The organism is Pseudomonas sp. UBA5706, assembly GCF_002419965.1.
Lineage (GTDB): Bacteria > Pseudomonadota > Gammaproteobacteria > Pseudomonadales > Pseudomonadaceae > Aquipseudomonas.
Window position 1 is genome coordinate 54048 of the sequence record NZ_DIHC01000045.1, and the last position, 13910, is coordinate 67957.

11 protein-coding genes are annotated in these 13910 nt (G+C 61.3%); all 11 read right to left on the minus strand.

The annotated features are described in order from the left end of the window. Positions 1-14 precede the first annotated feature (14 nt). Positions 15-2270: an ATP-binding protein gene (locus B3I26_RS23065; protein ID WP_296261107.1), complete on the minus strand. Its 2256-nt coding sequence runs from the start codon at positions 2268-2270 to the stop codon at positions 15-17. Positions 2271-2426: 156 nt separating this feature from the next. Continuing rightward, positions 2427-4367 carry a response regulator gene (locus B3I26_RS23070; protein ID WP_296261108.1) on the minus strand — a complete coding sequence of 647 codons (1941 nt, stop codon included), beginning with the start codon at positions 4365-4367 and terminating at the stop codon, positions 2427-2429. Next, positions 4357-5232: a sensor histidine kinase gene (locus B3I26_RS23075; protein ID WP_296261110.1), complete on the minus strand. Its 876-nt coding sequence runs from the start codon at positions 5230-5232 to the stop codon at positions 4357-4359. Before B3I26_RS23075 ends, B3I26_RS23070 begins: the two co-directional genes overlap by 11 nt. After that, entirely contained in the window at positions 5225-6238 is a 1014-nt protein-coding gene (locus B3I26_RS23080; RefSeq protein ID WP_296261112.1) for an ATP-binding protein, read from the minus strand. The genes B3I26_RS23075 and B3I26_RS23080 overlap by 8 nt, the downstream gene beginning before the upstream one ends. Then, on the minus strand, positions 6229-6633 hold the full coding sequence (locus tag B3I26_RS23085) for an anti-sigma regulatory factor (RefSeq protein ID WP_296261113.1): 405 nt from the start codon (positions 6631-6633) through the stop codon (positions 6229-6231). The genes B3I26_RS23080 and B3I26_RS23085 overlap by 10 nt, the downstream gene beginning before the upstream one ends. Next, complete coding sequence (locus B3I26_RS23090) at positions 6630-6992, minus strand: STAS domain-containing protein (RefSeq protein ID WP_062381930.1); 363 nt, start codon at positions 6990-6992, stop codon at positions 6630-6632. The genes B3I26_RS23085 and B3I26_RS23090 overlap by 4 nt, the downstream gene beginning before the upstream one ends. A gap of 4 nt (positions 6993-6996) precedes the next feature. Continuing rightward, the gene (locus tag B3I26_RS23095) at positions 6997-7848 is read right to left on the minus strand and encodes an STAS domain-containing protein (protein ID WP_296261114.1); all 852 of its coding nucleotides are present in this window, start codon (positions 7846-7848) and stop codon (positions 6997-6999) included. A gap of 344 nt (positions 7849-8192) precedes the next feature. Continuing rightward, positions 8193-9080 (minus strand): DMT family transporter, encoded by an 888-nt coding sequence (locus B3I26_RS23100; RefSeq protein WP_296261116.1) that lies wholly within the window; start codon positions 9078-9080, stop codon positions 8193-8195. A 196-nt stretch (positions 9081-9276) separates the two neighbouring features. Beyond that, entirely contained in the window at positions 9277-11505 is a 2229-nt protein-coding gene (locus B3I26_RS23105) for an ATP-binding protein (protein WP_296261142.1), read from the minus strand. A gap of 5 nt (positions 11506-11510) precedes the next feature. Beyond that, positions 11511-12140, minus strand: a complete 630-nt coding sequence (locus B3I26_RS23110) for a biliverdin-producing heme oxygenase (RefSeq protein ID WP_296261117.1) — start codon at positions 12138-12140, stop codon at positions 11511-11513. 114 nt (positions 12141-12254) lie between these two features. Further along, a complete protein-coding gene (locus B3I26_RS23115; protein WP_296261118.1) occupies positions 12255-13880 on the minus strand; it encodes an NADP-dependent glyceraldehyde-3-phosphate dehydrogenase in 1626 nt (541 codons plus the stop codon). Positions 13881-13910: the final 30 nt, after the last annotated feature.

Consider the following 13910-nt stretch of genomic DNA (forward strand, 5'->3'; position numbering starts at 1 on the left):
GTCTCCTCGGACACTCAAAGGGTTACAGTGAGGCTGCGCTTGGGTAGCGCAAAATAAAAGGTGGCTCCTTGCCCCAACTCGCTCTGGGCCCATACCGAACCATCATGGCGCTCGATGATCCGACGCACACTGGCCAGGCCAATTCCGGTGCCTTCAAACTCTTCCATCCGGTGCAAGCGCTGAAACACCCCGAACAGCTTGCCGGCATATTGCATGTCGAAACCCACACCGTTGTCGCGGATGTACACCACCACATTGCGGTCTTCTTCGTAACTGCCGATCTCGATCACCGCAGCGCTTTGATTGCGGCTGTACTTGATGGCATTGGACAGCAAGTTGCGCATGGCCAAATGCAGGAACGCAGCATCGGCGATCAGTACCGGCAAGGGTTCGGAGATACGCCACTGCAGGTCGCGACCTTCATAATCGGGGAGCATTTCCCGACGGATGGATTCGACCATCGCGTTCAGGTCCACTTCCGAGTAACGCATGGCCGAACGACCCATCTGCGAGAAGCTCAGTAGATTGTCGACCAGCGTGCCAGCGAAACGCGCCGATTCACTGATGTTGTCCAAAAAACGCACCCCGCGCTCGGACAGCTTGCCGCCTTCGATGTCGTTCAACAGTTCGGCGTAGCCGGCGATGTGACGCAAAGGCGCACGCAAGTCGTGGGACACGCTATAGGAAAACGCTTCGAGTTCCTTGTTGGATTTTTTCAGTTCTTCGGCCAGCGCGGCCATTTCCTCGGCCTTGCGCAGCACAATGCCCAACACCGCCGCGCGCAGCTCCACCACGCCCTCGATGTCCAGTTCGTCCCACGGCCGCGAGTAGCCGCGCATGGTTTGCTGCCAGAGGGCAAAGCTGTGGCGCGGGCTGAGCGAACCGCTCTCGCTGAGGGTTTTTTCCGGCTTGCCGGCCCAGTTGACCACCCTGACGTACTCGGGCCGGAACCAGATAATGTAATTGGAATGCAGCTCGGAGATCGCCATGGCCAACACGCCGCTGACCGATTGGCTCAGCTGCGGCAGCTCGGGAATATCGCGACCGACGTTGTCACAGGCAAACACCTCGTGGGAGCCGCGCGCGCTCAGCCACTGAGTCAGGTCGTATATATGCTGGCGCTCCGGCGTCTGGCCATAGACATCCAGCGTCGCTTCGGAGATCACGGCGGCGCCGCTTGCCTGGACGAAGTCCAGCAGTACCTCCGGCATCGCCTGCAGGCCACGGGTGACACTGTCCAGGTCGGCCATCGAGGCGAGCATCTGCACGATCTGGCGGCGCAGGCTGAGCATGCGCTGGCTCTTGATCTGGGCCTGCTTGGTTTCGATCTGCAGGGACAATACGCTGCCCAACAGTTCGCAGGCCGTGCGGGTCTGGAAACTCACCGGGCGGGGCGTAGCATGGTGACAGGATATGAGACCCCACAATTGACCACCCACCACGATGGAAATCGACATCGAGGCCAAGGTCTGCATGTTGCGCATGTACTGCAGATGCACCGGCGATACGCTGCGCAGCGTGGCGAAACTCAGGTCCAGGGGCGCACCGGTCAGCGGGTTATTGGCCGGCACCAGCGGTGATGGGCGATAGTTGGCATCCTCGATCACACGAACGCGGTTGGCCAGGTACAATGCCCTGGCCTGTGCGGGAATATCGGCAGCAGGGAAGCTGAGTCCCTCATAGCGCTGATAGCCCTCATCGGCCACTTCGGCATACACCTGCCCGCTGCCGTCGGCATCGAAACGGTACGCCTTGACCCGTGCAAACCCGGTGATGCGCTTGACCTCCGCCACCGACCGCTGGCTCAACGCTTCGATGGTCTCGGTTTCTTCCATCTGGCTGATGAACGTACGCATCAGCGGATAAACGTTGCCGTATGCCGAACTCATGTCGCTGGCCGGCTCGAATTCGGCGATCAGGACCTGATCATGGCGGTGCACCATCATCGCCATCGGCATGCCTGCGCGCGTCCCCTCAAGGAAACGTACATCGCCCACGTGGAAAGGGTTCTGGTCGTCGTCGGGCAGCGCCGCCAGACGTTCCAGCAAACGCTGACAATCGTCGAACACACGCGGCAGCTCGGCGCCGATAAGGGTCTGCGGCTCCATGCCCAGCCAACTGAGGACGTTGGCGCTGACCTGGACGATGGTCATCGTCGTTTCGTCGAAGACCAGCAAGAATCCCTGCGGCTGGATACTGCCGGGAATCTGGATCGGCTCGCGGGCGCAGTTATCGATCGCGCTTTGGAGAAGTTCCGGGCTGAGGGTCAAAACTGGATCTCCTTCACCTCCAACGCATTCAACGCGAATGCTCGTTAGCGGTGCGTGCCCCTAGGGTTGGCACTGATTTGAATTGGCGTAAACATTAACAAAATTTGTACCGCCGTGGCGCGTTGCCCACTGATATCGCTGGAAAAATCCCCGGGATCAGGTATCCAGCATGGTTCTGACCTTATTCAAAAACTCGGTCAGTTGAAACGGCTTGGTAATCATGTCCATGCCCTCCCCCAGAAACAGCTGCCGGTTTAGCGCGTTTTCCGCGTAGCCGGTCATGAACAGCACCGGCGCGTTCGGACGCCAATCGCGCATGCGCTGCGCCAGCTCGCGACCGTTCATCTGTGGCATGCCCACATCGGTCAGCAGCAGATCGATCGACAAATCGTGCTCCAGCAGTGACAGTGCGGTATTGACGTCCGCGGCCTGGGTGCAGCGATACCCCGCGTCGGTCAGGATCTCATTGACGAACATGCGCACCGACGCCGTATCCTCGACGATCAGGACATGCTCACCGGCGCCCAGCTCGGCGGTTTCCGGCACCGGGGGCGGCGCGACGGTTTGATCCGTTGCTGCAGGCAGCATTAAGGTCACCTCGGTGCCGTGGCCGACGACGCTACGGATGTGTACATCGCCGCCGGATTGCCGCGCGAACCCGTAGATGGTTGACAACCCCAGCCCGGTACCCTCACCGATGGGTTTGGTGGTGAAAAATGGATCGAACACCTTGTCGATCAGGTGATGCTCGATGCCCACCCCGTCGTCGCGCACGGTCAACGCAATATACAAGCCGTCGGCCAAACGTGGATTGCCCTGCGAGTAAGCCTCGTAGGTACTGATCCAGATATGGCCGCCCTGAGGCAGCGCGTCCCGGGCGTTGATCACCAGGTTGAGGACGGCGCTTTCCAGTTGCCCGGCATCGACCATCGCCACGGCGCTGCGGGCAGGCAGTTCAAGCGTGAGACCGATGCGCTTGCCGATGGTCCGGCTCAGCAGATCCTCCAGCGAGCGCACGTATTGGCTGACGTCCGCAGGCCGGGTATCCAGCGGTTGCTGACGCGCGAAAGCCAGCAAGCGATGGGTCAGGCTTGCTGCGCTTTTGGCCGAGGCTAGCGCCGCATCGGCGTAGGTCAGGACTTTCTCCGTACGTCCGTCCTCGGTGCGCTTCTTGATCAGTTCAAGCCCGGTGACGATGCCGGTCAGCAGATTGTTGAAGTCATGCGCGATGCCGCCGGTGAGCTTGCCGATAGCGTCCATTTTCTGCGCCTGCAGCAGTTGAGCCTCGGTCCGCGCGCGCTCGGCGACTTCGTGGGCCAATTGCGTGTTGACGCTGTCCAGTTGCTGTAAATGCGACTGCTCGCGGCGGCGGTGCTCGGTCACGTCCTCGACGAACACCAGGCTCAGGCCATCGATGCGATAGGGCGACACCTGCCATTCGGTTTCGCGCAGATCGCCTTGAACCAGCATGCACAGAGTACCCTTCCAGCGTTCCCCCGCTACCAGGGCCTTGCTCAGGCCGGCGATCGCTGGCGCCTGATCGTCACTCAAGCACTGCAAAACCGCATCCTCGGCCGCCCCCTGGGCGATCAGCCGAGAGAACGCGTGGTTGCATTCATGGACCTTTAGCTGATCGTCCATGACCGCGATCGGCGCCGAGACGTTGACGAAAATCTCGCGAAAACGGTCCTCGCTGTCGCGCAGGGCAAATTCGGTATCGCGCACCCGCAGCAGCGTGCGCAGGGTGGCCAGTAACACATCGGGGTCCACCGGGTGCACCAGGTAGGCGTCGGCTCCGGCCTCAAGACCGGTGACGATATCGCCGGTCTGGATCGACGCCGCCGATACGTGCACCACTGGCAGCAACGCCGTGCGAGGCTCACTGCGTAGCTGGCGCACGATGTCGAAGCCACTCATATCCGGCAGGTTGACGTCGAGAATCAGCGCATCCGGAACCCGCCCGGCGATCAACGCCAGGCCCTCGGTCCCCGTGCCCGCCTCCTGCACCACAAACCCATGGCGCTCCATGCGCCGGCGCAACGCGTAGCGAGTAGCCTGATTGTCATCGACGATCAGCAGCCGGGAGTCAGCTTTCATCACCTTGCTCCTGGGCCAGTGCCAACGGAATCACCACATAAAACGTGGAGCCGACGCCGGGCTGGCTTTCCAGTCCCACGCGCCCTCCCAGCAATTCGGCGAAACGCTTGCACAATGACAACCCCAGGCCCGTGCCGCGCAAACGCTTTTGCAAGGGCGAATCAACTTGAATGAAGTCTTCGAATAGCGCGCCATGCAATTGCGGCGGGATGCCGATGCCGGTGTCCGTCACCGCAAAGCGCACCTCCCGCTCGCCTTCCAGGCTGGCCGATACGCGAACTTCGCCTCGCTGGGTGAATTTCAGCGAGTTGGAAATGAAGTTGCGCAGAATCTGCGCAAGCTTCTTATCGTCGGTGTACAGCCGTGGCAAACCGACAGGCTCTTCGAAAATCAGGTCCACAGCCGACGTGTCGACGATAGGCCGGAACATCCCGCGCAGGGCCGAGAACAAATCGAACATGTCGAACCATGCCGGCGAAATGCTGATGCGTCCGGCCTCGATCTTGGCCAGATCGAGCAGGTCGTCGACCATATCGCTCAGCTCCCGCGCAGCGGTGCTGACGAACGACACTTGCTTGTGCTGCTCGGGGCTCAGCGGCCCATCGAGTTCGTCAGTGAGCAGGCTGGCGATGCTGAGTATCGAACCCAGTGGCGTGCGGAACTCATGACTCATGTACGAGAGGAAGCGGCTCTTAAGGTCAGACGCCTGACGCAGTTGCTCGGCCTGGGTATCAAGCTCGGCATACAGTGCCAACACGCCCTGATTGGTTTCATCCAGCTCCGCGCGCAAGGCGGCGGCTTCGCCACGCAGTTGCCGCAGTTCCGCTGACGCCTCAAGGGCGCCATGGGCGGGGTTGTCAGTCATCGAGCGTCTCCAGAGCAGTCACCAATACCGTTACATCATCCCTGCCCCGGCAAAAATCACGATGCAGCACTGCCGCAATAATGGCCGGGTGTCGATACATCAGACCCGGATAGTCGCGAAGATTCCAACGAGATTGCAGGCCGTCGCTGTACATGATCAAAAGCTGTCCGGCGCATTGCCCGTAGGCCACCGCCGGTATCTTGCGGTACTGCAGGCCAACGATGCCGGGGTGCGAGGCAAGACCACGTGATTTCTCCTCGCCGATCAGCGTCGCGCCGATGTTGCCGATACCGATGAAACGCAGGTTGTCCTGGGCACTATCGAATTGCGCCACCGCCACCGCGCCACCGCGCGTGCCTTGCATCTGGCGATGAATGTCCTCGAGCAGCAGTACCGGATCAGCAAACGGGTCATGGTTGAACGCCAGTGTGCCCGCCTTCGCCGCCTCTTCGGCGTCCGGTCCGTGACCCAGGCCGTCGATCATCAAGATGCTTATTTGCCGATCACTGATGGCGACCTCCCACGCATCGCCACAGGCTGGATCATCATGCAGCGAGTGCTGGGTCACCCCCAGCCGCAGGTCCCTGACCACCGCCGAACGCGGATAGAAGCGTGTCAAGAGTACGGTTCCGCGGCTGTCGGTATGCACGTCGAACACCTGCGCCTGACGCAGGATCGAACCCAGGCCGATGCCTTGGGTGCCACGGGTGGAAAAGCCATCGGCCAGGCAATCCTGCAGGTCAAAACCCTGCCCCCGATCGATGGCGATGACTTCCAGCCCCCGCACAGCGCCGGGCAACGCCCGCAGGTGCAGCTCGCCATTGCTGGCGTGCTTGAGGATATTGCTGGCCAGTTCCGTCACCACCAGTGCCACTCGGCCCGAATCGGTGTCATCGAAGCCCAGTTGCTCGGCAAGCCGCTGGGCAATGCGCCGCCCGTGGCCGACCTGGCTTGAATCTTCGATGGCTACCACGTGCGTCAGATGGCTGTGCAGTCTCAAGTCCATTTGCAGATCGTCACCCGCGTGCCCGCCCCGGGCGCTGTGTCCAGCTGGAAGTCATCGACCAAGCGCTTGGCCCCGGTCAGCCCCAGGCCCAGTCCGCCGCCGGAGGTCCAGCCATCGGTCATGGCCAGCTTGAGGTCGGGAATGCCAGGACCTTCGTCGCGAAAGGTCAGCTTCACACCGGTGCGCACGCCGTCCTCGACGATTTCCCAGTCCATGTCGCCGCCACCGCCGTACACCATGGTGTTACGCGCCAGTTCGCTGACCGCCGTTACCAGTTTGGTCAGGTCGATCAAGCGCATGCCGCAGTCCTGCGCCAGCTTGCGCGCCATTTGCCGGGCCAGCACCACGTCCTGCTCGATCTGAATGCTCTGGGTGCCGCTGCTACGCACGTTCATTGTGAATAAGCCCGCTCGCGTAATAGCGTCATGCCGCGCTCGACGTTGAGCGCAGTGCTCACCCCCGGCAAGGTCATGCCCAGTTCCACCAGGGTGATGGCCACGGCAGGCTGCATGCCGACCAGCACGGTCTCGGCGTCCATGATGCGCGACAGACCGGAAATCATGCCGATCATGCGGCCGATGAAAGAGTCGACCATGTCCAGCGCCGAGATATCGATCAGCACGCCCCGTGCCGAGGTCTTGCTGATCCGCTCGGACAAATCGTCCTGCAGCGTCAGCGCCAGCTGGTCATGCATGTCCACCTGGATGGTGACCAGCAAAAAGTCACCCATCTGCAGAATCGGAATCCGCTCCATGGGCTTATACCGCCTTGGCGACGGTCAGGCCCAGGCGACGTAAGGCCAACGCGAGGGCATCGGCCAGATTGGCCTTGGTGACCACGCCCTGAAGGTCCAGCCCCAGGTGGACGATGGTCTGGGCGATCTGCGGCCGCACGCCGCTGATGATGCAATCGGCCCCCATCAGGCGAATGGCGGTGACAGTCTTGAGCAAGTGCTGCGCGACCAAGGTGTCCACGGTCGGCACGCCAGTAATGTCGATAATGGCGATTTCCGAGCCGGTATCGACAATGCGCTGCAGCAGCGACTCCATGACCACCTGCGTACGCTGCGAGTCCAGGGTGCCGATCATCGGCAACGCCAGCACGCCGTCCCACAGCTTGACCACCGGGGTAGACAGCTCCAGCAGCTCTTCCTGCTGACGCTTGATCACCGATTCACGCGACTTTTGATAGGTGCGGATGGTATGCATGCCCAAGCCGTCCAGCAGTTGGGAGATTTCCCACAACTGTTCAGCCAGCAAAGCCGGGCGATCAGCGAACTCCTCCTGCAGAAGCGTGAACAGCGGGCCTTTCAAGGAAAAAATGAAATGGGCAGTCTGCTGCGAATCCTGACCGGCCAGCGCGCGCTGGTGCGAGAGCTTTTCGAGGAATTGGCGCACTTCGTCCCAATCGCTGCTGGAGATGCTTTGCGCGCCGCCCTTCTCCAGGGCGCGGGTCAGCAGGCGCAGAAACTCGCTCGTCTGCTGTTTAAGGTCATCGGCTTTCAGATTGCGCGTGGCACCGCTGACTTCCAGGTCCGCGAGCCAGCGTGCAGAGAGTTGGGCTTCGGAACGCTTGAGAGAGTCCACGGTGGTTTGCTGCAATACTGCCATGAGGTTGCTCCTGAGGGTTTGCTGGTCGGTAGCTGACGAGAAGCACGCGACGACAGGCAGACACACGAAAATGGTCAGGAATGGGGTCCGAAGCTCCGGATTGATTCCTAACTTGTTAAATACAAAGCGCTTTTGGTGCAACGAGCGGAAGCGACGAAATACCCTGTTACCGATGAGGTGTCAAGCTAACATCATCCCGCGCAAAAGGTTCCAGACGGTGTGACGAACGTAAACACCCGTCTGGGACGCCGGTTAGGCCTCGCGGGAACAGGCAATAAAAAAACGGCACGACGCGACCCGATCACGGCACAAGCATGCAGACTTCTCCTCCCGGACTACCCCGCTCACCCGCCTTTCTTGCGTTGCTGCCAGGCCGCAGCCAGTCCACTGAGGCAGATAATCGCGATCCCCGCTTGCGCGGTCAGTGACGGCGCATGGTTGAACACGACAAATCCCCAAAGTCCTGCAAACACGATCTGACAGTATCCAAACGGCGCCAGCAACGCCGGTGCGGCAAAGCGGAATGCCTGGGTCAGCATCAGGTGCGCGACCATTCCGCACGTGCCCAGCGCCAGCATGAACGGCACATGTTTCCACTCCGGGGCCTGCCAGAAGAACGGCACGATGGCACTCATCAGCAGGCTGTTGAACAGCCCTGCGAAAAAGTTGCTGGTGGTCGGGCTGTCATGGGCCGCCACCAACCGCGTCAACAATTGATAGCAGGCAAAGCACAGCGCCGAACCCAAAGGCAGCAGCACCGCAGGGGTAAACAACTCCCCGCCGGGATGCACGATTACCATGACCCCGCAAAACCCCACCAGCACGGCAATCCATTGCCCGCGTGACACCGTTTCCTTGAGCAGCGGCACCGATAGCGCGGTGACAAGCAGCGGTGCGAGAAAGTTGACCGCCGTCGCCTCGGCAATGGGAATGAACATGAGGCCACTGGTAAACAGCAAGCTGGTGCCCAGCAGACAGCCCGCCCGCAGCGCCTGCAGGCCCGGCCGCTTGGTGCGCAGCACCCGCAGCCCTGCCGACGGCATGAAGATGCACGCCATCAGCCCGGTGTGCACCACATAGCGCACCCATACCACCATCATGATCGGGTACATGCCAGACAGGTATTTGGACAGCGTGTCGTGACTGGAAAACAGAAAGGTTGCCAGGACAATCAGTGCGATGCCCTTCAGTGGCTGGTTGACGCCGGAGAGCGGCGTACTGGTGGTACTCATCAGCTTTCCCTTGGTCTTGCGTAAATGCAGGGTCGGCCCCTGCCATCGTGGGCATAAGGATTGACGCGAAAAGGATATAGAAGCTGTCGTCAGATCACCAAACAAACCTCGACTATTAGGTGCGTTTCCAGGACGACAGGCCGCATGCGAATCGTATGCCAGCACCTGCGGCAGGATTGGACGTGGGTAGGGAGGATTATGCCGGCGTTGCCAGCGGCACGGTAAAGCGAAACACACTGCCCTGACCCGCTTCGCTGGTCGCCGTCAACTCACCGCCGTGGGCGCGCACGATCCCTTGGGAGATGTACAGTCCAAGGCCCGACCCACTCGGATTGCCTTCCCGGATGCGCCAGTAACGCTCGAACACATGGGGCAGTTGATCCGGCGCGATACCTGCGCCGGAGTCGGCAACGCTGATGACCGCGACGCCGCCTTCGACCATCGCCGTTACGCTGATACGCCCCTCTCGGGGAGTGAACTTGATCGCGTTGCCAACCAGATTCGACAACACCTGAAACATCCGCTCCGGATCAGCCATGATCGTCAGGGCTGGCTCAGTGGTAAACGTCAAATCGATGAACTTGTTCAGCGCCAGCGGCGTGAGCAACGACCAGGCATCCTCCAGCAGTTGGCTCACCTCCACCGGTTGCGGCGAGATCGAATAGCGCCCGGCCTCGATTTTCGACGTATCGAGCAGGTCATCAAGCAGGTGGGTCATGCGGGCGGTCGCGCGCTGCAAGGTATCGATAGCCGAATGCAGCCGCTTCGCCGCAGGCGTGGCATCCGCAGCGACCAGACGCTGCATCATGCCGCACTGCATGACGATGGCGGTCAGTGGGCTGCGCAGGTCATGGGACACCACCGCCACCAGCTCATCCCGAGCGTGAACGGCATCCTTCTCGCGAAGCACCTGGCGCGACAGGTCCGACTCCAGCGCCGAGCGCCGCAGGTCGGACACGGCGTAGACCTGGCCCGCTGTCCACAGCAGCGACGTGCCGGTGACTTGCTTCTTCCACGCCTCAAAGGATGTGCGCGGCTGCAAACGGTTAGCTGTCAGGTGCTTCGGCGCATCCGGGTTACCACCCCACTGCACGCTGCCCTTGACCTCGGGCCGAAACCACAACACGGCATTGTCCACCGGTTTGGGCAGGCTGAAGGCCAGCAGACCGCTGGCGACCGCCTGATAGCCCTGCGCTTCGGGAAATACGTCACCCAGGCGTGACGTCTCGATAACGGGCCCAGGCTGCTGTTGGACCCAGCGCTGCAACGCGCGCAGCTGTTCGGTCGTAGGGCACTGACCGAACAGCTGCGGTTCGCCGTCGATGATCACCGCGGCGCCGCTGGCATCCGCCAGCGCGAGCAGCGCATCTGGCTGCTCAGCCAGCCCCTGGTAGACGTCGCCGGCGGCATTGGCCATGGCGTGCGCCAAGGACTTGAGCAATCCTTCCTTGGCCTGACGCTGGCGCTGCGCGTGCACATCTTCCAGTGCGCTGATCTGCATCGACAGCACCTGGCCAATGGTCTGGCACGCGGCACGCAATGGGTGAGGCACCTGCAACGGCTGGCGGTTGCCGCAACTGATCAGGCCCCACAGCTGGTCGTCCTTGAGCAGGGAAATGCTCATGGATGAACGCACGCCCATGTTGTGCATGTATTGGCAATGGATGGGTGAGACGCTGCGCAGCACCGAATGGCTCATGTCCAGCAGCTGGCCATCATCCGGGCGCAGCGCGGGCACGATCGCCACTGGCACATAGGCCGCATCCGGGATGATTCGCAGCCAGTTCAGGCGGTAAAGCTCGCGGGCCTGTTCGGGGATGTCGCTGGCCGGGAAAAACAGGCCCTGATACGTATCGAGTTCCGACGCGGCGGATTCGGCGATGACCTGCCCGTGACCCTGCTCCTGAAAGCGGTAGATCAGCACCCGGTCGTAGCCGGTCAGCGCACGGATTTCGTTAACGCTGATGTCGTAAAGCGCAGCCAGGCTTTTTGCCGACTGCAGACGACGCAGCGTACGGCCAAGGTGTTGATCCAGTGGTTGCGTCGAGGCAGGCTCGGCGACTCGCTCAAGCTCGATGAACAGCAAGCCAGCATGGCGATGAAGCAAGGCTTGCAGCGGCTGCTTGCCACAGTGCAAGGCCCAGGGATTGATGTCCTCCAGTGCCCGGCTGCCGACAGCTTCGCGCAGGGACCGGGCCTGATCTTCTCCAAGCCAGGACGATAGCGGTCGGCCTGAAATCGGTTGGTCTGAGGGTGCATCAGCGGCGCCATTGAGCATCACGCTGGCGTTGGCGCTGGCTTGCTGCACCGTCCATGACGACTCATCGACCGTGAGCAGCACGCCGTGGGGCTGAATGGCGCCAGGGGTCCGAATCGACTCGTCGGCGCAATTGTGCAAAAAGGCATCCAGGTTCTGTTCGGTGATGGAGGTCACAGCAGCACTCCTGCGCGGTCAAGCCAACGTTCGAAGCTGGCGAAGGTGGCACAGGCCGCGTCCACCACGTCCCCGTTGTACTCGGGCTGATCGAAGTCGGCCAGCTGTTTTAGAAACGCCTTCCAGCGCCGGCCCGTGTCCCGGCCGTAGACGTCGAGAAACTCGCCGCCGCTGTCGGCCTCAATCCCCAACCTGTCGGCGATGATCCGCCGCAGCACCTGGCCGCCCAGGGTGGCGCCCTCGATAACGTACATGATGCCGAGCAAATGGCCTTGCGTTTGTAACCTCGGTAAATCACAGCACAGGGGCAATCGGTCGATTTGCCCATCGCTCAGGCCGAGGGCGCGCAGGTCCTTGATCAGTGCCGCAACCTTATAACGCTTCGGGTCGCACGCCTGAGGACTGACGAACTGGTCGATGTGCCGTTGCAACGGCACATGAAAGCCGTAATAGGCTTCGATGATTCTGGTGTACAGGCTTCGGTCAAGATCGGCATGTGTCAGCGGCAGTCGCGCCTCCAGCGCCTTGTGCTGCACGGAAGTGGCGGTGCGCAGCATCTGCAGGACGCTGACAGCCAGCGCCGGGGAATCAGAGGTGGATGTCAACTCAGGAGTGGCTTCGACCAAGGGCAGCGGTATCCGGTAAGGTGTCTAGATTCGAGTGCACAGACATCCGCAGGTTCAAGGCAAATGGCTACCGCGCACACTAATGGACGCGGTGCCCGGGTGTAAATATGCTAATCAGAAGATGTAATCAGTGGTCAGGAAACTCGACTCGCGGTTGTGAATGATGTCACTGATCAGCGCTTTGTTACTTTCCTGAAACTTGGTCGCCACCAGGGTACGGATCGAGAATACGCGCAGTGCGTCGTGGACCGACAACGTACCCTCCGCCGAATTTTTGCGACCGTTGAACGGGAAGGTGTCCGGTCCGCGCTGGCATTGAGCATTAATGTTGATGCGCCCCACCTGGTTGGCGAATGCATCCACCAGGCGCCCGACCTGCCTGGAGTCGTTGCCGAAAATACTCAATTGCTGACCGAAGTCCGAATCCAGCACGTATTCGATCACCGTCTCCAGGTCGCGGTACGCCACCACAGGCACCACCGGGCCAAATTGCTCTTCGTGATAGACGCGCATGTCCGGCGTGACCGGGTACAGCACCGCCGGGTAAAAGAACTGATGATGAGTCGTTGCCCCGCCCTCGTTGACGACCCTGGCACCCTTGCTCACCGCATCGTCCACCAAGCCCTGCAAGTAGTCGGTCTTGCCCGGCTCTGGCAGCGGCGTCAGCGAAACGCCCGCTTCCCAAGGCATGCCGGGTTTGAGCTGTGCCAGTTTCTCGTCGAACTTCTCAAGGAAACGTTCAACCAAATCCTCGTGCACGAACAGGATCTTCAACGCCGTGCAGCGCTGGCCATTGAACGACAGTGACCCGGTGACGGCTTCGCTGACGGCGTTGTCCAGGTCGACGTCCGGGAGCACGATGCCGGGGTTCTTGGCGTCCAGCCCCAATGCCGCGCGCAGGCGGTGCGGTTTGGGATGAAGTTTTTTCAGGGCGCTGGCGGCCTTGTTGGTGCCGATGAAGGCGAACACGTCGATTTTGCCGCTGGCCATTAAAGCGCTGACCGTCTCGCGGCCACTGCCGTAGATCACGTTGATTACCCCGGCCGGGAAGCTGTCACGGAACGCTTCGAGCAACGGACGAATCAGCAGCACGCCGAACTTGGCCGGTTTGAACACTACGGTATTGCCCATGATCAGCGCCGGGATCAGCGTGGTGAAGGTTTCGTTCAGCGGGTAGTTGTAAGGCCCCATGCACAGCGTCACGCCCAACGGCACCCGACGGATCTGGCCGAGCGTGTCCTGCTCCAGTTCGAAACGGCTGGACTGGCGATCCAGCTCCTTGAGCGCGTTGATGGTGTCGACGATGTAATCGCAGGTACGGTCGAACTCTTTCTGCGAATCCTTGAGGTTCTTGCCAATCTCCCACATCAACAGCTTGACCACGGCCTCACGCTGCTCACGCATCAACGTGAGGAAGGTTTCGACATGATGAATACGCTCGGCAACGCGCAAGGTCGGCCAGGCGCCCTGCCCCCGGTCATAGGCGTTGACGGCAGCGTCCAGCGCGGTCATTGCGGTGTCGGCGTCCATCAGCGGCGTGCTGCCCAGCACCACCGGTTCAAGCCCCGCGTCGGTTTTCAGCGACACCGGACTGAGCACTGGCGCCAGAGGCCCTTGCCACCGGTGCAGCTCACCATTGACCAGGTACTCGCGCTGCTCGATGGCAGGCCCTGCGCGGAACGGCTCGGGAATCTCGTCGGCGCTCGGGTACAGGTTGTCCAGGCGGTTTTGCAGGGTCATCTCTTTTACCTCTTCCAGTCGGCAAACGTG